This window comes from Polyangium sorediatum (genome assembly GCF_029946465.1).
Classification (GTDB): Bacteria; Myxococcota_A; Polyangia; order Polyangiales; family Polyangiaceae; genus Polyangium; species Polyangium fumosum.
Genome location: NZ_JARZHI010000012.1, coordinates 66,220 through 89,117, shown reverse-complemented (window position 1 = coordinate 89,117; position 22,898 = coordinate 66,220). Strand labels below are relative to the sequence as shown.

The window sequence follows — 22,898 nt, the reverse complement described above, 5'->3', positions numbered from 1 at the left end:
CCGCCCGCCGCCCCCTGACAATCACGTCACGGCCTGGCCCAGCCCCCCGTCACCCGCGGGCCGAAAGGAACACCTGCGCCGTCTTCCGTGCCAAACCCAGGTTCTGCTCCCACGAGGCGTCGATGTCCTGCGGCCCGATCCTTCCATAACCCCGCCACGCCGCGGGCTCCGCCTCCGGCGACGCTTCCCTCGCCGGCCCCTCCGGCGACGCCGCCACGGCCTCGCCCAGCGCCTCGCGCACCGGCCTTCCTCCCTCGGACAGGCACCATTGCACGACCCGCCACCCGAGCTCCGCGTGCCGCGCCTCGTCCGCCGCAATCACGCCGAGCGCCGCGCCGATGCCCGGAGCCTTCGCTCCCCTCGCCTGCCTCCGCGCCCGCTCGGCCGCGGCGCCCTCGCCGAGGCAGCCGTCTTCCCAGGACTCGACGCATAGACGCTGAAGCTCCCGGCTCCGATCGAGCCCCGACCGCCGCGGCGACGGGAGCAACTCGGGCGTGAGCGTCCTCGACGCGAGATCCCCTGCAATCGAAGCACAAAGCTCCGTGTGCCGGACCTCGTCGGCCGCCGCGGCGAGCGCCCGGTCCACGAGGTCCCGCGGCGCGCCCACCGCCGCGAGATCCCGTGCCAAGGCGAGGAACGCCGGGATCGAGGCGCATTCCCCGCGCGCGTCGTCCTGCCAGGCCGAGACGAGGGCGGCCCGCGTCGTCTCGTCGATCCGCCCGCCGCGCTCGCGCCCGCGGCGCGGGGCTCCGGCGACGCCCGGCAAAACGTAGCGACCGTCCACGCGCAAAGGCCGCCCGATGATACACAGGCCGGGCTCGCCGTACATGGGCGGGAAGTGGGCTCCCGCGGTGATCGTGAATTCCGGTTTTCTCTCGTCGCCCGGCCAGGGAATCGTGCCGCGGAAGGCCAGGTCGACGATCCCGCCGCCGATGGCGCCGAGGCCCACGTGGATCCCGTGGCCGCCCGGGTGCAGGTCGGAGAGCGCCGTGCGATACGTCCAGCCCACCTCGGCGTTCGCGCCGATCCCGGGATTCCGAAGGTCCACCCCGCCGTGAAGGCCCGCGGCGAACCGGCCCGCGGACGAGAAGTTGAGCCAGGAGGCCTGCGCGAACGCGCCGACGGCGCCGCGGGGCCCGGAGAAGCAGCTCACGTTGCCGGCGAAGACGAGCGAATACCGGACGTCGAGGCCGAGGCCGAAGTTGAGCTTGTCGCCGAAGCTCAGGGACAACATGAGCCCGGGCGAAACCCAGTGGATGTCATCGTCGGCGCGCGCCTCGCCGGGGGCCAAGAGGATGGCGGCAGCGCCGAGCGCGCAAAGCGTGGGACCAAGACGAGAAGAAGATAAGGAACCCATGAGGACCTCCGAGGGCCCATGGTAACGGAGGTCGCCCACCTTTCCCAGTGGGCTGGACGTTTGCGCCCTTGACGCAGCCGGGGGCGCGCGATTCCATGGAAGGCGTCGACGCTGGGGGAATCCCCCCTGCGCCGAAAAACCCTTGCCTTGGATTGAAATCACCATGCAACGACGACGAACGTCTCCCACAGACACGATCCCTCGCTCGCTTTGTCCCCTCGCCTTCGTGCTCGCGCTCGCGCCTGTCGGGTGCGGTAGTTCTTCGACCGGGGCTGAGTTCCTCGGTGCCACGCCGGGTGGTGCCCAGGACATGGGGCTCGCGCGCAGCATCATCACGTCCGGCGGCGTGCCGACGCTCGACGATTTCACCCCCGAGGGCCTCTACTCCGAGCACGACCTCGCCCTCGCGGCCCCCGCGCCCTGCGCAAAACCCCTCTGCATCCACACGGCTGCGGGCCTCGATGTCGGCCTCGACGACGACAAACGCGACCTCTTCGTCCAGCTCGGCATGCAATCGAACATCCGCGAGGATGAATTCGTCCGCAAGCCGTTGAACCTCGGCATCGTGATCGACACGAGCGGCTCGATGGATGGAAACCTCTCGCACGTGCGCGAGGCGCTGCACACGCTCGTCGACAACCTCCGGCCCGACGATCGCGTGGCGATCGTGGAGTTCGCTTCGAGCGCGAACACGATCCAGGCATCGACGCCCGTCTCCGACAAGGAATCGCTGCACGAGGCGATCGACGAGCTCACGACCGGCGGCTCGACCTCGATGGAGGAGGGCATGATGCTCGGGTATGCCGTGATCGACGAGCACGTGCAGCCCGGCACGCTCTCGCGGCTGATGGTGTTCACCGACGCGATGCCGAACGTCGGCGCGACCGACGCCGCGAGCTTCCAGTCGATGGTCAAGGCCGCCTCGGCGCTCGACATCGGGTTCACGTTCTTCGGCTTCGGCGCGAACTTCGACGCCTCGTTCGTCGACCAGATCGGCCACCTGCGCGGCGGGAATTATCGATTCGTGGGCGCCGAGGACGTGAAGCCGATCTTCGAAGAGGAGCTCGATTTCCTGGTGACGCCCATTGCGTACGATCTCCGCGTCTCCACGGCGGCGGCCGAGGGGACCGAGGTCTCCACGGTCTACGGCGTGCCGCAGCTCGGCGAGCACGGCAGCGGCGAGCTCTTCGACGTGACCACGGTGTTCCTGAGCAAACGCAAAGGAGGCATCGTGCTCCGGCTCGACGGGACGAACCTGGAGCCGCTCGTCTCGGGCGAGGCGATCGAGGCCGGCACGGTGACGATCGAATACACGACGCCCGAAGGCGCCGTCGAAAAGGACACGCTGCCGATACGCTTGCCCTTCCAGACACTCCCGGGGCCAGCGGACGCGCTCTTGCCGACCCCGCACATCGCGCGGACGCTCGCCGTGACGAACGAATACCTCGTGATGAAGCGGCTCTGCGGGGATTTCTACGCTGGCAGCCTCGACCCCGTGGACGGGGCCGCGCGGCTCGAACAGGCGATCGCGCGGCTCACGAGCGCCGACGCGGCCCTCGCCGACGAGAACCTGAAGCGGGAGATCACCCTGCTCCAGAAGCTCGGGCAAAACCTCGGCCTCGCCGCGGGGACGCCATGAACACGCGCATGAAAAAGGTGCTCTTCGGCGCGATCGTGCTCGCGTGTCTGGCCATGGCCGGCTGCTCCGACGAGGGGCAGAGGTCCTGCCCGAGCGATTTTACGTGCGCGGATCTCGTGACGAACACGTGCGGCGAGGACGGCGCTTGCGGGAGCTCGCAGAGCTGCGCGTCCGCGAAGAAGCTCGAACAGGCGGGAGATCGGGCCGCCTGCGAGGCCGCGTGGTGCTCGCTCGGCGAGTCGTACCAGGAATGCGACTGACTCAAGCCTTCCGCGGGCGGAACGTCGGGACCAGGCACACCGCCGAGAACAGCGCGAGGGCGACGAAGACGTAAAACAGTTTGTCCCACCCGTAGCGCTCGCTCACGCCACGCGTGACGTGCTCCTGAAGAATCGCACCGATCGATCCGATTCCATTCACCACGCCGAGCGCGGTGGCGGCCGCGTACTTTCCGCCCGCGTCCTGCGCCGCGGCGCCGCTGATGAGCGAGTCCGGCCCGAAGAGCATCGCGCCGACGAACGCCATCACGACGAAATTGGTGACGGTGCCCGTGGAGCCCAGCCGCGCATACAAGAAGAGCGCGACGGCGAGGAGCACGAGCCACGCCGCGGCGAACCAGGAGCGCGGGAGGTGGCGATATCGATCGGAGAGCGCCCCCATCCCGATCGTGCCGAGCACGCCGCCGACCTCGAACGAAATGGACATGTACCCGGCGCCCGTCTTCGAATAATGCAGCGCCGTCGTGAGGTAAAACGGCAGCCAGAACAGGATGCTGTACCGGATGAGCTTCATCCCGAAGTACGAGGCGCCATACGACCAGACCGTGAGGCTTCGAAGCACGCGGCTCCGCTCCGCCCGCTGCGTCTCCGCCACCGCAGCCGCCTCCGCCATCGCCGCGGCGCCGGCGCCCGCGACCGGGGCCACGACCGCGCCCGGACCCGGCTTCAGGAACAAGAGCACGAGCACGCCGACGAGCGCGACGAGGACAGCCGGGCCCCAAAAGCTCGCGCGCCAGCCGTAGAGGCTCAACATGAACGTGGCGAACCAGGTCGCGACGATCCCGCCGACCTGATAACACGTCGCCCACACGCCCATCACGCGGCCGCGATTCTCGGGCGTCGTCCACTCGGCCATCGCCTTCGCGTTGCCCGGCCAGCCCGACGATTGCGCGAAGCCGTTCACCAGGAACGCGACGAGGAACGCGAGCCCCACGCTCGACGCGCTGAACGCGAAACACGCGCCCGCCGAGACGAGCATGCCCACGCCCACGAGCCGCCGCGCCCCCACGCGATCGCCGAGCAAGCCGTTCACGGTCTGGCCGACCATGTACGCCGCGAGGTACGCCGTCTCGACGTTGCGCAGCACGTCCTTGCCGAGGCTCTCCATGATGGGCGCCTTCGCGACGCTGATCCCTTTGCGCCCCAAGTAATACGTCGCGTAAGACACCCACGTGAGGACCCACGCGGTCCACCGTCCTCGACGCGTCGCTGCGTCCTCGGCGCGCTCGCCGGACGGCGGGACTCGCTCGATCGCGACGGGCGGCGCGTAGGGGTCGAGAGGGCCTTGGCTCATCGTTTGCCGAGGGTACGCGCGGCGGCGCCTCGGCCGCTACCAGATCACGACCGGACAACCTCGTCCTGACTCACCGTGCTACACAAAACTCCATGATCACCCCCGACGCGATCGTGATCGGCGCAGGTCCCAACGGGCTCGTGGCCGCCAACTACCTCGCCCAGGCCGGGTGGTCCGTGCTCGTGCTGGAAGCCCAAAAGCGGCCCGGCGGCGCCGTCTGGACCGAGGAGAGCACCCTGCCCGGGTTCCTGCACGACGTGGGCGCCGCGTTCTTCCCGTTCGGCCCGACGAGCCCCGCCCTGGTCCCGCTCGACCTGCCCGACGCCGGGCTCGTCTGGCGCCACGCGCCCCTCGACAGCGCCCACCCCGCCAAGGACGGGACGTGCGCGGCCATCGGGCGCGACCTCGAAGCGAGCAAGCGGAGCCTCGGCGAGGACGGTCCCGCCTGGGAAAAACTCGCGCGCTGGCACGCGCGGACCCGGGACGGGCTGCTCGACGCGCTGCTCTCCACCCTGCCCGCCGTGGGGCCGATGCTGCGCTTCGGGCCGGCAAACCTGCTCAAGCTCGCGGCCGTGGCCGCGTCGAGTGGCCGCGGGTACGCGGAAGCGACGTTCCGGACCGAACCCGCGCGCCGCATCCTGCCCGCGCTCGCGCTGCACACGGACGTCGGCCCGGACGATCCCTTCGGCGCGATCGTGGGCTTCATGCTGGGCATGCTCGCCTCGAGCGGGGGCTTCGCCATCCCCGAAGGCGGCGCAGCCTCGATCACGCGGGCCTTGCTGAAGCGGCTCGCGGAGCTCGGCGGCGTCGTGCGGACGGGCACGCGCGTGAAGCGCATCGTGGTGCGCGAGGGGCGCGCCGCGGCCGTCATCACCGAACAAGGCGAGGAGATCGAGGCCGATCGCGCGATCATCGCCGACACCTCGGCGCCGGCGCTGTACCTGCGCCTGCTCGATCAAGACCTCGTGCCTACGCCCCTCGCCGAGTCGATGCGCAGCTTCAAGTACGGCTTCGGCACGTTCAAGATGGACTGGGCGCTCTCGGGCCCGGTGCCGTGGTCGAGCGAGGACGCTGCGCGCGCGGCCGTCGTGCACACGGGCGACAGCCTCGACGATCTCGCGCGCTTCACGGCCGAGGTGCGTCGCGGCGAGCTGCCGCGGGATCCCTACCTCGTCATCGGCCAGCAGACGCTCGCCGATCCCACACGCGCGCCCGCAGGCAAGCACACGCTGTGGGCTTACTCGCGTGTCCCTTCGACGTTGCCGGGCGGCTGGAAGGCGGCAGCGCCCTCGTTCGCCGATCGCATCGAGGCGCGCATCGAGGAGCTCGCGCCGGGCTTCAAGCAGCGCATCCTCGCGCGGTTGATCGTCACGCCGCCGGACCTCGAAGCGATGGACGAGAACCTCGTCGGCGGCGATCTCGGCGGCGGCTCGGCGCAGATCCAGCACCAGCTCTTCTTCCGCCCCGCCTTCCCGTACTTCCGGTACCGCACGCCGATCCGCGCGCTCTACCTCGGCTCCTCGTACACGCACCCAGGCGCCGGCGTGCACGGCGCCTGCGGCAAGAATGCGGCAGAGGCTGCGCTCCGGGACGAGGGGTAACGTCGCGCCGGGGCGCTGCCCCGGACCCCGCGGGGGGCTGTCCGCCCCCTCGACCCCGGACCAGGCACAGCCTGGACCGAGGGTGGAAGAACTGCGCGATGCGCAGTTCTTCCAACGGGCCGGTGGCAAGACCATGGACGTGCGTCTCAACGGGCGACGGGCACGTTGCCGGCTGAACCGTCGCCGGTCTTGCCACTGGCTGTTCGATGAACTGCGCGATGCGCAGTTCATCGACCCCGGGTCCAGCGCCTCGCTGGTCCGGGTCCAGGGGTGGACAACCCCTGGTGGGGCCTGGGGCAACGCCCCAGCTCCGCGCCCTCGCGAAAAGACCCATGCTCAGTCCTGCCGGGAACTGCGCTTCCAGTACGCGACGAGCGCTGGGAGCACGGTCGACGACATCTGCGCGAGGTGCGCGATGTGATCGTCCTCCTTGAACCCGCGATAGCCTGCGATGTGCAGGTCCCCTCGCTGCGCCTCGCTGCGTTGTTCGAGCCAGCGCTCGGTCGACATGACGGCGCGCCCGAGGGGAAACGCCGGGCGATCGGGCCAGCCGATCGTGCGGGATCGTTCGATCCCGAGGGCGCGGAGGATCGCGTCCGAGGTCTCGGTCGTGGTCGCATACCGGAACTCGCCGATCTCCGAGTGCGTCATGACGAAGAGCTTCTCGCCGGCCGCCGCCTTGTCCGCGAAACGCACGAACGGCGCAATCCGCTCCATGTCGACCTCGCGGCTGCCCTTGTCCACGAAGTTCGAGTGGAGCGCGTCGCAGAGCAGCACGGCCGACACGCGGGAGAACGCCTCGTCCCGCGCGAGGATCCGGCCGATCGCGCCATATCCGGCGCTCCACGCGGCGAGCGCGAGCCGCCCGAGCCGCGCCCCGCGGAGCCCGCGCGCGGAGGCCGTCTCGACGACCCGCGCCACGTCGAAATCGAGCATCCCGGGCGGCCCATACCGCGTGTCGTAAGCGCCCGAGCCCACGCCGACGTTCACCACGAGCACGAGCGCGGAGAGCCCCGCTGCGGCCACGCTCTCCGCGACGAGCTCGGCGTTGCCGTGGAAATGAATCAAGAGGTCGAACGTGCCATCGGCCGACGCGAACGACGAGGGGACGAACAGCGCGCCCGCGGAGACGAGCGTGTAGCCCTCGCGCGAGAGATGCTGATCGGCGCGCGCTCGTGGCTCCACGCGTGCCTCCGGCGTGACCTCGGGCGGGGCCGGGGGCTTGGCCGAGGGGAGCGCGGGGAGGTGCACCGCAGCGGTGAGCGCGGGCGCGCTGACATCGCGCACGGCCACGAACGCCATCACGCCGAGAAAGAGCGCGCCTGTCGCGACGAGCGCGAGCCGGCCGACGATCGTCTCAGTTCGCTTGTTCAGCCGGAGGGGCTTCACGCAGCGATCGAATGTACTCCGCCGGCTTCTTCACGCAGACCAGGATCGCCGTAATGTTGTCGTGCCCGCCCTTCTCGTTGGCGCGGGCGATGAGCTGGTCGATGGCCTGCTGCGGGTGCTTGGTCGCGACCAGGATCTGCCGCAGTTCCTCGTCGGGCACCATCTTCGAGAGCCCATCGGAGCAGAGCAGGTACGCATCGTCGGGGCGCGGGCGGCCGATGATGAGATCGATCTCCACGGAGGGCTGCGTGCCCACCGCGCGATTCAGGCGATGTGCAAACGCGGGGCCGGTGAAGCCAAGCGCGGCCATCGTGTGGTCCGTGGTGATCTGCTCGAGCTTCCCCTCGCGCAGCCGATAGCAGCGGCTGTCCCCCACGTGCCCGAGGTAGAGGCGCTGCTTGTTCAGGGAGAAGCGCGCGGCCACCACCGTCGTGCCCATGCCCTTCAGCATCGGGTCCCCGGCGGCCTTCTCGAAGACGGCCTTGTTCGCCATCTGGATGCTGCGCGCGAGCTCGCTGCCCCGCCGCGGCACGTTCTCGTAGGCCGGGCCCTCGAACGTCTGCGCCTTGAATGCCTTCTCGATCACCTCGACCGTCAGCGCGCTTGCGATCTCGCCGCCCGCATACCCACCCATGCCGTCGGCCACCACGAAGAGCCCGTGCTCGTCGACGACGACGTAGCTGTCTTCGTTGTTCTTGCGCTTCTGCCCCTTGTCCGTTTGCCCCGCGGCGCTCACGAGGATGAACGGCGAGGCGCGCGTCGGCTCGTCGGCGGCCGCGTCGTCGTCCACGACGATGGGCTTCGCGGGCGCGTCCGGGTGCTCCTCTTCCTCGCGCTCGTCGTCGTTCGTGATGTCCGAGAGCCGCGGCATTTTCGGGCTCAACGTGATGACCGTCAGCTCGCTGTCATCCTCGTCCTCGTTCGGCTCCGCGATCTTGGGCAGCAGTTTGTCCGAGGACGTTCGCTCCGGCGCAGGCTTGCTCGAACGCTCGGGCGCGGGCTTGCTCGAACGCTCCGACGCGGGCTTGCTCGTGCGCTCCGGCGCGGGTTTGCTCGCGCGCTCCGGCACAGGCTTGCTCGTGCGCTCCGGCGCGGGGCTGCTCGCGCGAGCGCCTGCCGTCGCGTCGGGCGCGTCGCCCGGCTTGACCCCTTCCCCTTTGCCCTCGCCTTTGCCGCCCGAGGGCAGGGCTTTGGGCCGCGCGAGCAGGAAACCGGCGGCTCCGACGAGGACGACACCGAGGACGAGTGCAATCGCGGTCCAAAGCTGCATGGGCGGAGATCCCCGGGCGGCGCGCGACGTACCGGACGCCCCCTCGGTTTTTCTACTACGACCGCCCGGAGGTTGTGTGGAAAAACCGGCTCCGGCAGAGCGCCCTTCGGCGCTCTAGTCCCGCATCGCCTCGGCGAGGTGCCGCGCCAGCCGCTTGCCAATCACGTTCGGGATCTGCCGCGACAAGGCGAGCGCGCGTTCGAGGTGACGCGCCGCCTCACGCCGCCTCCCCCGCCGCAACGCCGACAAGCCTCGCGCCTCGACCACCTCGATGCGCTCCTGGCCAATCGAGTACCGCTCCGAGCGGGCCTCCAGCGCCTCCCACGCCTCCTCGCCCGCGTCCTCGGCCGCGAGCTCGATCATCGAGCAAAGTACGTCGTCCGAAGGGACCGTGAGCGGCGCAGACGTCCCGCCGCGGGCCCGCGCGGCGAGCGCGCGCGCGTTCTCGATGTCGCCCCGGTAGAGCAGCATCCGCGCCTGGAGCAGGATGCTGGCCGTGCGGGGCTCACCGCCCATGGGCCGCTCGTCGATGGCGCGCGCCTGGGCCACGTGGGGCTCGGCCGCTTCGAGCTCGGCCATCAGGTACAGGCATTCCCCCAGGTTGAAGTGGCCGGTCCACTCGATGTAGTCCTGCCCGAGCTCGCGGCCGAGCGAGATGACCCTTTCGAGGTCCGAGATCATCCGCTGCCGCTCCCCCTGGAACCCGCGCAAGACGCCGCGCGTGTTGATCGACGCCGCGAGGTGGAGCGCGTCGCCGTGCGTGTCGCACAAGGTGACGGCCCGATCGAGCGTGCGCTCGGCCTCCGCGTGCCGGCCGATGCCCTGCTCCAGGTAGCCCAGCATGAGCAGGGCGATCACCTGCGTCTCGTACCCCGCCTCGCCGAGCGCCGCCGCCTCGGTCGCCGCGCGCGTGAGCGCGTCGAGCGCCTCTTCCTTGAGCGAGAATCGATAATGCGAACGCCCGATCCCGAGCCGGATCCGCGCCGAGAGCAGCGGCGTCGCCCGGCCCGCGACGAGCGCCTGCGCCTCGTGCACCTTGTCGCGCGAGGCCGCGTGCTCGCCCATCCAATCGAGCGCCGTCGCCTCGTCGAGCAGGATCTCGACAATCTCCATCGCGTCGCCCGCCGCGCTCGCCGCCGCGCGCGCCTCGGCGAAGTCCGCGAGCGCGTCGTGGTAACGGCCCACGCGATAGCGCATGAGCCCGCGACCCCGGTACGCCCCGCCGCGCCGCGTGCCCGTGCTCGCCTGCTGCTCCAGCGCCAGCGTGTAAAAGCGCTCGGCGTCGACGTACGTGTGCCTCGCCCGCGCCGCCTCGGCGAGGGCCATGTAGGCCGTCTCCGCCACGTCGCAGAGCCCCGCGCGGGCCGCGTGGTAGGCGAGCTGCGGCAGCCGTTGCTCCTCGGGCGGGCCCTCGGGCGGCCCCGGGGTGTCGCGGTAGTACTCGGCGCACGTCAGGTGGATCTTGCGGCGCAGCGCCTCGGGGACGCCGCGGGCGATCGTCTCGCGGACGAGCGCGTGCCGGAAGCCGACGCGGCCGTGGCGCTGCCGGCGGAGGACGCCCGTGTTGAGCAGCCGCTCGATGCCGATCCGCGCGTCGAGCGGGAACTCGCTCGACTCGCCGCTTTGATCGAGGCGGCGCAGGATTCCGCGGAGAATGCCTGAAATCTCCTCCGGCGTGACCTCGGCCCCGACGGTCGCCACGAGCCTGGCGTGCGCCCGCTCCGCCGGCGAGAGCGCGTCGATCTCGCGGTGCGCGAGCCACTCGATGAGTGGCAGATCCGGCACCCGATCGAGCTCGTCCGTCGCCACGTAAAACCCGCGGCCGCCCTCGTGCCGACGCACGATCCCGGCGCCCTTGAGCCCCCGCACGAGCTCGACGAGCAGGAGCGGGATCCCCTGCGTCCGCTCCACGAGCCTCCGCACCGCGAGCTCCGGCACGTTTTCCGCCGGCGCCAGCAGCGCGCGCACCAGCGAGGCCGCGCTTTGTGGATCGAGCGGCCCGAGATCAAAGACGTCCCGGTGCGCGGCGCGCTCGGCCCAGGACGGGTGGTTCTCCTTGAACACCGGCCGGCCGAGGGCGCACACGAAGATCGGCGCCCGCGCCTCGGCGAGCGTTGCGTGCTCCAGGATGCCGAGCGTCGCTTCGTCCGCGAACTGCGCGTCGTCGAGCACCACGCAAAGCGGCGTCCGCTCCGCGCGCCGCCGGAGCGCCTCGCCGCCGGCCACGCGCAAGGTGGCCCCGAGCGCGAAAGGCGCGGCTTCGAGGGCACGCAGGCCCGGGAAGTCCGTGGTCTCGTCGCCGCGCGGCGGCCCCACCCAGCCGAGGGCGAGGGCGAGGGCGGCCTCCGCCTCGGGGCTCGACGCCGGGCCGAGGCGCTCGCGCAGCGCGGCCTTGCGCCCCTCCGCGGGCATCGACGCGGGCAGGCCGAGCGCCGCAGAGAGCAGGTCGCGCACGCTGTCGCCGCCGCCGACGATCGGCTCGGGCGCGCGCAGATCCACCACCGCCCCGAGCGGCACGAGCGTGCGCATGCGCTCGACCAGGAGCCTGCGCAGGTGGCTCTTTCCGTGCCCCGGATCCCCGACGATCACCGCGACCGACGGCACGCCCTCCCGGACCGAGCGCAGCGCTGCGAGCGCGAGCGTCTCCAGCAGGTCGTCCCGACCGACGAGCGGCGGCCCCACGTGCCCGAGCCGCGTCGTCGGATCCTCCGCGCCGGAGAGCTCGCTCTCCTCGACGGCTTTCGCCCCGAACAGGGAGAGCAGCTCCGAGAGATCGGCCTCCGTCAGCACGCCGCGCGCCGCCGGGGAGAGCAGGATCGGCGCCGTCGACGCGGGCAGCGGCGCTTGCCCGATCCGGGCGAGATGCGGCGAGAGCAGCCGCTTCGATCCGTCGGGCCGCGTCGTCACGGACACGTTCGCGAGATCGATCCACACGCGCTCGCAGATCCCGCGCGCGACGAGATCCTGGGCCGCGCGGATCGCCAGGCGCACCGGGTTTTCGTCCGCCTCGTGCCCGAACGCCACCGCGTACCGGCCGCTCGACGCGCGCATCACGTGCCCGCCGATCGGCTCGATGCGCCCCTGCAGCGCGATCGGATCGAGCTGCGACGTGAAGTGCAGCAAGGCCACCGTCCGCCGCTCGCTCGCCGATGCGTCGGACGACCTCGGCCCCGCGCCCGCCGACGAGGCCCGATCCACGGCCTGGGGTTTTCCGCTCCCCTTCGTCGCGGGGTCCCCGGGGCTCCCCGGGGCCTTCCCCGCCTCGGGCTCCGTCCCGAGGGGGATCGCCGCGAGCGCCTCGTCGAGCTCCCTCGCGTTCGTGTATCGCGCCGCCGGATCCTTCTCCAGGCACCGGAGCACAATGTCCTCCAGCGCCGTCGGGATCGGCGCCCCGGCCGCACGTTCGAGCCGCGCAGGCCTGCGGGACAGGTGCCCCTCCCGCACCGCCGCGGGCGGGCCCCAGAAGGGCGGCGGACCGGCGAGCATCTCGTACAGGATCACGCCCACCGCATACACGTCGGCGCGCGCGTCGAGCTCGGCGCGGCCCTCGCATTGCTCGGGCGCCATGTACTCGATCGTGCCGACCATGGCGCCCTCCTCGGGCGGGGTCGTGCGCGCCGGCATCACGCCTTCGCGCCGGGCGAGCCCCAGATCGAGCACGGTCGCGCGGCCGGGCGGCTCCGTAACGAGGATGTTTTCGGGTTTGATGTCGCGGTGGACCAGGCCCTCGTCGTGCACGGCGCGCAGCGACGTGAGCAGGGCGCGCGTGATAGCGCAGGCCTCCGCCGGGGGCAGCGCCCCCCCGCGGGCCACGAGGATCTCCGCGAGCGTCCTCGCCTCGACGAGCTCCATCACGATGTAGGGTGAACCCGAGGCGAGCACGCCTGCGTCGAGCACCTCGGGCACGTGCGGCTGGCCCACGAGGCGCAGCGCCACGAGCTCGTGCGCCAGCCGTTGCGCGGCGCCGGCCCGATCGTCTCGGGCCAGCTTGATCGCCACGCGGCGCCCGACATTCGGCGGCGCCGTCGACACGGCCGCATAGACCATGCCAAACCCACCCCGGCCGAGCATACGCTCGGTGCGGTATCCGCGAAACGCGGGCAGCGGCGCCTCGGGCTCGGACGATATCTCGGGCGCCGTATCCCCTTCCAGCGAGCGACCGTGCTCCGAGCACCCGGAGGCCCCCACCCGCCTCCCGCACGAAGCACAACGCGATCCCTTCCGTCCTTGGCGGACGGTCGCGTCATGCTCCGGCGGCGGCGGTGGCGTGGTCATCTCTACGGTAGGAAAACCGTGATCACATACTCGGTTTTCCCCCCGGAAGGAACCCCAGATTCGGGTGCGGCGCAGCCTGGATGGTACAGGTTTTCGCCGAGCGGCTCGCATTGCTCCGCGCAGGGCCCCATGATTTCCATGATGCCGCAGTCCGCGTCGGTCCTTCCCGGGAGGCCAGCCGCGCAATCACGCGACGTCCTCCGGGCCCGGACCACGTTCCCCGGGTTGTAACAGGTGCGCAGATAAGGCTGCGGAAGGAAAAGGTTTCCCCAGAACGCCCCCTCCTCGTAGATGAATTCCTGGACCTCCTCGTCCGCCGGCTCCGCAAACGCGTCCGCGGATCCCTGCATCGAGATCTCGACGGCCCGACCGTACCGATTCGTGCGCGCGCCGAGGCACGCCGAGACCCACTGCTGACCCGCCTCGTCGAGCGGCGCCTGCTCCCACGACGGGGCGAGCCCCGCGATACCTCGGTACGATTCGTTGTGGACGACGCCGTGCAGGTCCGTCCAGGAGAACACGAACGCCTGCTCCGGCCCCAGGGCGCAGCCCACGGCATAGTGAAGGAACATCCGCGCGAGCCGCCCCCGCGCCGAGGGGGACTCGATAGCCGCCCGCGCCCCCGGCACCATCGCGTCGACCAAAAGCGGCGCCTTGGCGAAGTCCCCACCCGCCGTCAGCGCCTCGGGAACGAGCGCGTTGAGAATGTTTATCCCCGAGGCCGCCTCCCCCACGGCCTCGGCGTTGTCCACCTCTTCTTCTCCCGGCGCCCCCACGCAACCGAGGACCGGCATGACTGCCACGAGCATGAACGGAAAAAACGCGACCATTGATTTCCGAGACATGTACCCCCCCCGTCTCAGAGATTCCCCTCACGATAGCGCGAAACACGGAGCTGGCACAGGACACGACGAACTTGGAGTACGGGCGTCCTGCGAACGGGAAACCCTCGACAACGGCATCGGGAATCGCCCTGATGGTGCTCTAGGGTCCGGGGATCGGGGGCGGCCCCATCAGGCCCGTGCGTACCCTGATTCGATCACGCAACGCAGCGATCCCACGGCCTTCCGGAGAGCGCGGAGAGCGCGGAAATCGGTTGCCGAAGCGGCGCATTTCAGGTCATACCCGTGGCGTGGGATCGCGATCGTACCGGGGGAGGGCAAGATGGGTCGATCAGGGCTTCTCGGGGGAAGCGTGGTGAGCAACGGCGAGGATCACGATGTTCCCCTTGCCGTCGGGACGTCCGTGGGTGGGTACGTCATCGACCGGCTCGTCGCGCGTGGTGGGTGTGGCTCGGTGTATCGCGCGCATCCGGCGGGGCGCGCCGAGCCCGTGGCGATCAAGGTCCTGCATCCGACGCTCGCGCCGCTGCCCAAGATGATCGAGCGGTTCGTCCGGGAGGTCGAGCTGCTCCGACGCATCCGTCATCCGAACATCGTCGAGATCAAGGAAGTCGGCGCGCTCGCCTGCGGCACGCCGTTCTTCGTGATGGAGTATTTGCCCGGCGTCACGCTCGACGTCTTGCTCTCGATGCGCGGCCGCCTCGGCCCGGAAGAGGCGCTCGAGATCCTCGAGCCTGTTTGCGCGGCGCTCGGCGCGGCGCACGCGGCGGGCATCGTTCATCGCGACGTCAAGGCGAGCAACGTGATGGCGACGGGCGGGCTCGGCGGCGTGAAGCTCCTCGATTTCGGCATCGCGAAGCTCGTCGATCCGGGCACGTCGAGCGCGGGCCTGACCTCGGTGAATCGGCAGATCGGCACGCTCACGATCATGGCGCCCGAGCAGCTCCTCTGCGCGCCGGTCGACGCGCGCACGGACGTCTACGCGCTCGGCGCGCTCCTCTATCGGCTGCTCACGGGCCGTTTGCCGTTCGAGTCCTCGTTCCCCGGCGAGCTCGTGCGCAAGCACCTGGAAGAGCCCGCGCCGCGCCCGAGCGAGCGTGTCCCCGTCTCACGCGAGATCGACGCGGTGGTGCTGAAGTGCCTGGAAAAACGGCCCGAGCGCCGATACGAATCGGTGCATGCGCTCGTGCGGGCGCTGCGCCACGCGACTTCGGCGGGCACGTTGCGCTCGTCTTCGCACCAGCTCCCGCGCTTCGCGGTGGGCATCTTCCTCGAGATCCGGCTCCGCGCGGACGCCGAGGACGCGCCGGATCTTTTTGCGGCCGAGATCGAGCGGATCCTGGCGAGCGCCGAGGATCGGATGCGCAGCGCGGGCTTTGCGCTTTGTACGAGCACGAGCGCGGAGGTGCTCGGGTTGCGGCTGCTCCCGCGGGATCCTGCGCGCTGGCAGGACGAGCGGCAGGCCGCGCTCGATTTCGCGCTCGACCTGCATACGGCGCTCGCGTCGCGCTCGGGATCGGATCCGCGCGTGCACGTGAATGTCTCGGCGCACGCGGGTGAGGTCGTGGTGCGCGAGCGAATGGACGCGGATCCGGAGATCGTCGGCGGACCGCTCGCGCGCACGGGCGACTGGGCCTCGTCGGAGGAGACGGCGAATCTATGCGCGACGTGGGAGCTGCTCGACGGCCTCGGCGGCTTCGAAGCGGCGCCCGGCCCCGATCCGCTCGTCCTCGTCAGCCGCAGCGCGGCCTGAAAACCGAGGGGCGCCTTGCCCCTCGGCGATTCGATTTTCCGCACATTTCAATCCCACCCATCGCGACTCTTGCGACGACTATCCGGCGCATTGACGACACGCACCATTCCATCCCACACCACACACAACAATAACCACGACAAACCAAATATTATAAGGTTTTACAAGAAACACGTTTTACTAGACAATCCAATTTCAAACAATTACCACACCACAATGCACACCAACGCGTCGCGTCAAAATTCGCGACGCTCCATGACGCAAACATCGACAAAAAGGCCCCAAAAACACCCGGAGGATCGGAAAAGGACTCGGGGACCCGGAGCGCCCCGCGGAGACCGCTCGCCGATAAGGAAAAAACGGCCCCAAAGTACTGGTAGCAAGATGTTTGGGTGATAACATTCATCCAGTTCCACCGTCAGCGTAAGCATGCTGCGCAAATAGTGAGGAAATCATCAGTTTGTCGCAACAAACGAGGTACCCAAGGACCGGTAGCTAAATGTTTTAATTCTAACACATTAATCAATTTGTTAATTGAACTTCAAACACAACAACACGTAGTGACCCCATCAGTTTGTCGCAACAAACCACCCCATCGCACCCCCGCCGCCGTTGCCGGACGCGAGGAGCGGGGGATACGATGGGCGCCGGTCGACACCCCCCGGGAGCCCCTACATGGCCGGACTCGGCTGGCTGCACCTCAGCGATTTTCACGTCGGAGCCGCCCGAACCCTCTGGCAGCGGCCCCGCTACCGCGAGGAGATGGAGCGGGACCTCAGCTGGCTCCACGAACGGGTCGGCTCGTTCGACCTCCTCCTCGTGACCGGCGACCTCGCCTCGACCGGCACCGAGACCGAATACGAGATCGTCACGGAGGGGCTCGCCTCGCTCCAGGATTTCCTGGCCGGACTCGGCTCGCGCCCCGCCCTGCTCGCGGTCCCCGGCAACAAGGACCTCGTTCGCACCACGGCGAGCGCGGCCCCCGACCCGGCCACCTGGGAGGCAGACCCCAAGACACGCGAGGCCTTCTTCGAGGACGCGACGCATCGAAGCCGACATGTGGTCACGGCCGCGTTCGCCCCCTTCCGTCGGTGGATGGCCGGGTGGCACAAACGACCGGCCTCGGTCGACGTCGCCACAAAGGAGGGCCTCCTGCCGGGCGACTTCGCGGCGACCGTGACGAAAGACGGCCATCGCTTCGGCATCGCAGGCATCAATACGGCCTTTCTGGAGCTCGCCGGGAGCGCCTTTGGCGCTCTCGACGTGGATCCGCGGCAGATCGAAGCGGCCGCGGGGGACCTCGACGCCTGGGCCCGCGCGCACGACGCCTGCCTCCTGCTCACGCACCATCCGCCGTCCGGGCTCTCCCCGCGCGCGCTCGCGCGATTCTCGACCGATCTCGCGCCGCTCGGCCGATTCGCGCTCCACCTCGCGGGCAGCCTCAGCGGCGGCGCGCCCCTGGTGGACGACGCCCCTCACGCGCCTCTCTTTTCCACGTTTCCCTTCTCCAGCGGCGTCAGCGCCGACCGACGCCACGGGTATGCCGCCGGCCGCCTCGACCTCGACACCGGCACGATTGCACTCTGGCCCCGCCTCCTCGGCTTCTCCCCGAGCATGGATCCCCACTTCCAGGGCCCCGCCTCCACACGCCCGGACGAGCCCCTCCGTGTGTTCGTCCGTCAGGGTCCCGCCGAAGTCGCGAAATCGGACGACCTTGCCGACGACGAAGCCCTCGAATTGCCGTTCCCCGCAGAATACGCCCCCGAGCTCGAAGCCAAGCCCGCGGCCAAACCCGCGCCCGAGCCGCTCGAATCAAAAAAAGCGGAAGCCGGCCCCCCGCCGCCCCCTCGCCCACCGCCCATCGCCGTCGCCGCCTTCGCCCCCTCCCCCGTCCCCGGCCGCGCCCCCGGAGGCGCTCGTGGCCTCGCTCCCGCCCCCGCTCCCGCGTCCGCCCCCGCTTCCGCGGCCGCTCCCGTTTCCGCCGACCTCCCCTCCGAATTCACCCTCCTCCGCTCCTTGCCCATCGACCGCGGCCCGCTCGCCCGCGTCCGCTTCTCGCCCGCCGGAGGCGCCTTCGCCGCCATTTCGTTCTGGGGCAAGATCCACGTCTGGGACGCGGACACGCAATCGAACCGCTGGGTCGCGCGCGCCGGCTCCGACGCGATGGACCTCTGCTTCTCGCACGACGGCCGCCGCCTGGCCACGCGCGCCGGGACAAACCTCTCCGTATGGGATGCCTCGAACGGCGAATGCCTCCACACCCTGCACGAGGTCTCCGGCACGAGCCTCGCCTGGTCCCCGGAGAACATCCTCGCCGTGGGCCAGCCCGACGGCAAAATCCTCTTCCTCGACGCGGACGAGCTCTCCCCCCTCGGCCACCTCGATCACGGCTTCTGCCCCGAAGGCATCTTCGCCCTCGCCTTCTCGCCCGACGGTGAATTCCTCGTCTCCGGCGGCAAGGGCGACGGGTTCGTCGCCATTTCCACCATCCCGGCCGGCATGTTGCCGCAAAACGGCTTCACCCGCGCCGCACATTTCCACCGCGGCTCCGTCCTCGATTTCGCGTTCCGACCCGGCGCGCCGCACGTCGCCTCCTCCGCCGACGACGGCACCATTGCGGTCTGGAGCCTCGTCGACGGCGCCTTCCTCGCCAAGCTCGAAGGCCATCCCACCGCCGTCACGAGCCTCTCCTTCTCGCACGACGGGCGGCTCCTCGCCTCCCGCTCCCGCGACGGCCTCGTCCTCCTCTGGCGCACCGATACCTGGGAGCCCGCGGCTCGCTTGCGATCCTCCACGAATTACCTGGCCGGCGCCGCCTTCTCCCCCACCGAGCCCACCATCGCCATTCCCTCGCCGACCGGCAACCTCGCCCTCTTCTCCGTCGACATCGACGCCCTCCGCGGCCGCGCCCCCTCCTCCACCACGCTCCACACCACCACCGCCAAGGTCGTCCTCCTCGGCGAGGGCCGCGCTGGGAAAAGCTGCCTCGCCCTCCGCCTCGCCGAGGATCGTTACGAGGAGCAACCTTCCACCCACGGCATGCGCTTCTGGCCCATCGCGGGCGCGCGCCTCCCCCGCGACACACCTGCCCCGAAAAACCACCGCCGCGAGCTCGTCGTATGGGATCTCGGCGGCCAGGACGAATATCGCCTCGTCCACCCCCTCTTCTTGCGGGATACCTCCCTCGCCGTGCTCGTCTTCGAACCCGGCCGCGGCAAGGCCGCCGAAAACGAGATCACCTCCTGGAACGATCACCTCGGCGATGCCGACGAAAACGACGGCGCCCCGCGCCGCTTGCTCGTCGGCACCAAGCTCGACGACCCCGAGCGCGCGCCCGAGGATCGCGCCGGCAGCGAGCGCCTCCGCACCCGCACCGGCGCCCTCGCGTACGTGCCCACGAGCGCCCGCACGGGCCGCGGCATCTCCGAATTGAAGAGCGCGATCCTCGGCGCCATCGATTGGTCCTCGCTCGGCCCGACGAGCCGCCCCGTCCTCTTCGAGCGCATTCGCGCGCACGTCGAGCGTGCCCGCAAGGCCGGCCGCGCCGTGCTCACGCTCCTCGAGCTCCAGGCGAGCGTGGCCCAGGACGAGACCAACACCGAGCTCGATGTCGCCATCCCCGCCGTCGCCTCCCAGCTCGCCCGCCAGGGCCTCGTCGCCGACATTCGTTTGTCCGATGGAACCCGCGCGCTCGTCCTCGAAGTCGAGCAGATCTCCCGGTATGCCGGCTCCTTGATCCTGCTCGCGCGCGACAATCCGCACGGCGTCCCCGCCCTCGCCATCGCCACGCTCTTCGGCCCCGCCGCGCGATTCCCGCGCATCCCGCCCGGCGAGCGCCTGCGCAAGGATCAGGAACTCGGCGTCCTCGACGGCGTCATCGCGCTCCTCCTCGAACAGGGCACGTGTTTCCTCCACGAGGGTTTGCTCGTCTTCCCCGCCCTCTTCCCAGTCGCCACGCCCGCCGCGGATCCGGCCGATCCCGCCGCCTCCCCGCTCCCGGCCGCCATTCGTTACGAAATGAGCCGCCCCGCCTCGGAGGTCTATGCCTCCGCCGTCACGGCCCTCGCCCTCGGCCGCCGCTTCGGCCCCGCGCGCCTCGGCCCCGGCCGCGCCGATTTTGGCCTCCCCGGGGAAGGTCTGTCGCGGCTCTCCATGGCCCTTGCCCCAGGCGGAAAGGCGCGCGGCGGGCTCGAAGTCGCCTTCTCCTCGGACACGCCCGACGAGGTCCGGCGCCTCTTCGCGGGGTTCTTGGAAGATCACATGAAGCAGCGCGGCGTCCATTTCGTCGAGCGCGTCTCCGTCCGCTGCCCGTGCGGGTACGTCTTGCCCGAGGACACCGTCAAGAGCCGCCTCGTCGGCGGCCATTCCGACATCGGCTGCCCCGAATGCGACGCCCGCACCCCGCTCGTCCCGCGGGCCGAAGGGAACGACGCGCTCGCCGCGCCCATCTTCGCGCTGCGCCGCGAGGTCGAACGCCGCCGCGAAGAAAGCGTCGAGGCCGCGCGAATGGCCATGGCCGTCGCGCGCGTCACCTCGGACAAACCTCCCGCGCCCCTTCGGATCTTGCACCTCAGCGACTTGCACCTCCACGAGGGCGACGATCCCGAGGTCCTGCTCCAGCCCTTGCTCACGGATCTGCGCGACCGCGTGGAGGGGCTCGCCCTCGAAAAACTCGATTTCGTGGTCGTCTCCGGCGACCTCTCGAACCGCGCGAGCCCCGGCGAGCTTGCCTGCGCGCGCCATTTCCTCTCGCGCCTCGCCGAGGCCATGGGCCTCACCGCCGAGCGCTGCATCGTCGTGCCCGGCAACCACGACCTCGACTGGGACACCGAGGTCTACGATTTCAAGAAGCGGCGCGCCGTCGATCCGAAGCGCCTCGCGCCCGGCAGCTTCGTCGAGCAGGAGAACGGCTACCTCGTGCGCGACGACGCGCGGTACCCCGAGCGATTCCGCAATTTTTCGCGCCACCTCTACCACCCGCTTTGCCTGCGCGAGTATCCGATGACCCCCGAGGAGCAAGGGATCGCCTTGCTCTTCCCGGCCGAGCGGATCCAGTTCCTCGCCCTGAACTCGGCCTTCGAGATCGACGAATACCACCGCGACCGCTCGGCCATTCACCCCGGCGCGCTCTCCCGCGCCCTCGCCGAGGCGGAGCGGCAGATCGAGGAGGCGCGGAAGCGCGGGGATCTCGACCCTGACGCTTCCGTCCTGCGGTTCGCCGTCTTTCACCATCCGGTCACGGGCAATGAAAAAATGGCCGACGACGCCTTCCTCGAACGATTGCGCCGCGCCGACGTCCGGGCCGTCCTGCATGGGCACGTCCACGAGGATCGCGCCGATCTCGTGGGCTACCTGCACCCCGTGCGAAAGAGCCACGTCGTCGGCGCGGGCAGCTTCGGCGCGCCGGCGGACCACCGCCCCGCGTCGGTGCCGCGGCTCTACAACCTGATCACAATCCCGCGGGATCTCGGGCGGATGCGCGTGGACACGCGCTCCTTGCGCAAGGACGAAAGCATCTGGGAGCCCTGGGCCACATGGCCGGGCGAAAAGCCCGGCGAGAGGCGCGCCCATTACGAAGTGCGGTGGGGCTGATCAGAGCTCGTCCGCGCCGATGTCGACCGGGCCGTTCTTTCGATTGTCCCCGTCGAAGTCCACCTCGCCCACGTCGAGCGCCCCGTTCCCCTTGTCTTTCGCGGGAGATTCCGGCGCAAGGTGCAGATCGCCGCTGCCCGGATCCACGAGCTTCGGGTCCACGGTGAGCGAATTCGCGCCGGCCGAGGCCCCGTCGAGGCCGCCGCCGAAGTAGACATTGAAATCGAACATGTTCCCCGTGTTGCCGCTACCTCCAACGGCGACCACGCTCGTGCCCATCGTCGCGACCACGACGTTGTTCTGGTACACATTGCCCTGGTTGCGGTTCTGCAGCAGGATCGCCGCGTCCGCCCAGCCATCCCGCGAGCAATCGAAGAGCGTGTTGTTCACGACCACGTTGTTCTTCGCCGCTCCGCCCCCGCCGCCATTGCCGCTGCTGTACCCCCCGGTCGCGATGCACGTGACGTCGTTCGCATAAAGGAAATTGTTTCGCACCACGATGCCCTGCGTCGACTTGCCGAACCACTCGCTCGCGAGCTCCACGCCGAGATCACAACCGTGCGCGGTATTCCGCTCAAGGATAAGATCCGCCCCGCCGTCCACGTAAAAGCAGCCCGCGGCCTTCTCGTTGCCATAAGCAGGATTGCCGTAGCTCGTGACGTCGTGCGCGAGGTTGCCGGCGATGAGGCCTTTGCGGACTCGGTTCACGTCGTTCGCGTCGATCTCGTCGTCCTGGGAGCAGGCGCCGCAGACGTCGCTCTCGAAGCCGATGAAATCGAACGCGATGTTGTTCACGTGATGGACATGGTTATCGCGCACCTCGAAATCGCGCACGTTCCCGTTGACCACGAGCGCCTCGCTCCAGCCGAGGACGAGGTCGCGAAGCTCGTTGCCGACGAGCGAGATTCGCTCGGCCGGCGTCGTCTTGGTCCCGTACACGCCGATGCCGTGCGCGCCCGCGCCGTCGCCTCCATTCTCGGCCTGGATGTCGTGGATCACGTTGTCGCGGATCACGACGTCGTGCGAGGCGCCGCGCACCCAGATGCCCGCGGGAAAGCCGCCCTTGCCCGTGAGGTTCCGGATCTCGAACCCCTCGACCACGATGTGCCCCCGATCGACCACCGAAAAGAGCGCCGGCTCGCCTGCGCCCCCGAGGCCTGTTCCATCGAGGATCGGCCGCTCGCCGCAGGCCGCGCGGACCGTGATCGGAGCCCCGGGCGTGCCCGAGCGCGGGAACGCGACGAGCTCGTTGTACGTGCCCTGGCGGACGACCACGGTATCGCCGGCTTGGGCGACGTCGACGGCGTGGGAGATGTGCTGGAACGGTTTGTCCGCCGTCCCCGGGTCGTCGTCGTTGCCCGTATTCGAGACGAAATAGGTCCCCGCCGCTGGATCACATGCGCTGCCGCCGCCCCCGCCCCCGCTTCCGCCGCCGCTTCCGCCGCCGCCGCCGCTTCCGCCCCCGCTTCCGCCCCCGCCCCCGCTTCCGCCCTCGCCTCCACTTCCGCCCGCGCCTCCGCCTCCGCTCCCGCTCGCGCCCGTTCCATTCGACGAGCACGCAAGGAGCCCGATCCCGAGGACCGCCACCACGAACATTCGCTGCATCAT

General features: G+C 70.0%; 12 protein-coding genes. 5 read left to right on the top strand and 7 right to left on the bottom strand.

Translation table 11 applies throughout. The features are described from left to right. Positions 1-49 precede the first annotated feature (49 nt). Positions 50-1,357 (bottom strand): hypothetical protein, encoded by a 1,308-nt coding sequence (locus QHF89_RS16435; RefSeq protein ID WP_136969602.1) that lies wholly within the window; start codon positions 1,355-1,357, stop codon positions 50-52. Between the two features lie 163 nt (positions 1,358-1,520). Between QHF89_RS16435 and QHF89_RS16430 the strand changes: the two genes are divergently transcribed. After that, positions 1,521-2,996 (top strand): vWA domain-containing protein, encoded by a 1,476-nt coding sequence (locus QHF89_RS16430; protein WP_136969601.1) that lies wholly within the window; start codon positions 1,521-1,523, stop codon positions 2,994-2,996. Continuing rightward, positions 2,993-3,256, top strand: a complete 264-nt coding sequence (locus tag QHF89_RS16425) for a hypothetical protein (protein WP_136969600.1) — start codon at positions 2,993-2,995, stop codon at positions 3,254-3,256. Before QHF89_RS16430 ends, QHF89_RS16425 begins: the two co-directional genes overlap by 4 nt. 1 nt (position 3,257) lies before the next feature. On the opposite strand, the gene QHF89_RS16420 is transcribed toward QHF89_RS16425, so the two are convergent. Continuing rightward, the gene (locus QHF89_RS16420; RefSeq protein WP_136969599.1) at positions 3,258-4,568 is read right to left on the bottom strand and encodes an MFS transporter; all 1,311 of its coding nucleotides are present in this window, start codon (positions 4,566-4,568) and stop codon (positions 3,258-3,260) included. A gap of 92 nt (positions 4,569-4,660) precedes the next feature. Between QHF89_RS16420 and QHF89_RS16415 the strand changes: the two genes are divergently transcribed. Beyond that, the gene (locus tag QHF89_RS16415) at positions 4,661-6,169 is read left to right on the top strand and encodes a phytoene desaturase family protein (RefSeq protein WP_136969598.1); all 1,509 of its coding nucleotides are present in this window, start codon (positions 4,661-4,663) and stop codon (positions 6,167-6,169) included. A gap of 336 nt (positions 6,170-6,505) precedes the next feature. Here QHF89_RS16415 and QHF89_RS16410 read toward each other — a convergent pair whose 3' ends face one another. The 4 genes from QHF89_RS16410 to QHF89_RS16395 all read right to left on the bottom strand — a co-directional run bounded on the left by QHF89_RS16410 (position 6,506) and on the right by QHF89_RS16395 (position 13,948). Continuing rightward, the gene (locus QHF89_RS16410; RefSeq protein WP_136969597.1) at positions 6,506-7,558 is read right to left on the bottom strand and encodes a hypothetical protein; all 1,053 of its coding nucleotides are present in this window, start codon (positions 7,556-7,558) and stop codon (positions 6,506-6,508) included. Further along, positions 7,527-8,828 carry a PP2C family protein-serine/threonine phosphatase gene (locus QHF89_RS16405; RefSeq protein WP_284720571.1) on the bottom strand — a complete coding sequence of 434 codons (1,302 nt, stop codon included), beginning with the start codon at positions 8,826-8,828 and terminating at the stop codon, positions 7,527-7,529. Before QHF89_RS16405 ends, QHF89_RS16410 begins: the two co-directional genes overlap by 32 nt. Before the next feature lie 114 nt (positions 8,829-8,942). Next, positions 8,943-13,016 carry a serine/threonine-protein kinase gene (locus QHF89_RS16400; RefSeq protein WP_284720570.1) on the bottom strand — a complete coding sequence of 1,358 codons (4,074 nt, stop codon included), beginning with the start codon at positions 13,014-13,016 and terminating at the stop codon, positions 8,943-8,945. 89 nt (positions 13,017-13,105) lie between these two features. Then, positions 13,106-13,948 (bottom strand): hypothetical protein, encoded by an 843-nt coding sequence (locus tag QHF89_RS16395; protein ID WP_136969595.1) that lies wholly within the window; start codon positions 13,946-13,948, stop codon positions 13,106-13,108. A 352-nt stretch (positions 13,949-14,300) separates the two neighbouring features. Between QHF89_RS16395 and QHF89_RS16390 the strand changes: the two genes are divergently transcribed. Both QHF89_RS16390 and QHF89_RS16385 read left to right on the top strand, forming a co-directional pair. Beyond that, complete coding sequence (locus QHF89_RS16390) at positions 14,301-15,698, top strand: serine/threonine-protein kinase (RefSeq protein ID WP_232379590.1); 1,398 nt, start codon at positions 14,301-14,303, stop codon at positions 15,696-15,698. A gap of 675 nt (positions 15,699-16,373) precedes the next feature. After that, on the top strand, positions 16,374-21,290 hold the full coding sequence (locus QHF89_RS16385; RefSeq protein WP_136969594.1) for a metallophosphoesterase: 4,917 nt from the start codon (positions 16,374-16,376) through the stop codon (positions 21,288-21,290). Here the strand turns inward: QHF89_RS16385 and QHF89_RS16380 are convergent, their stop codons facing one another. Further along, positions 21,291-22,898 (bottom strand): DUF1565 domain-containing protein, encoded by a 1,608-nt coding sequence (locus tag QHF89_RS16380; protein WP_136969593.1) that lies wholly within the window; start codon positions 22,896-22,898, stop codon positions 21,291-21,293. It abuts the gene before it with no gap.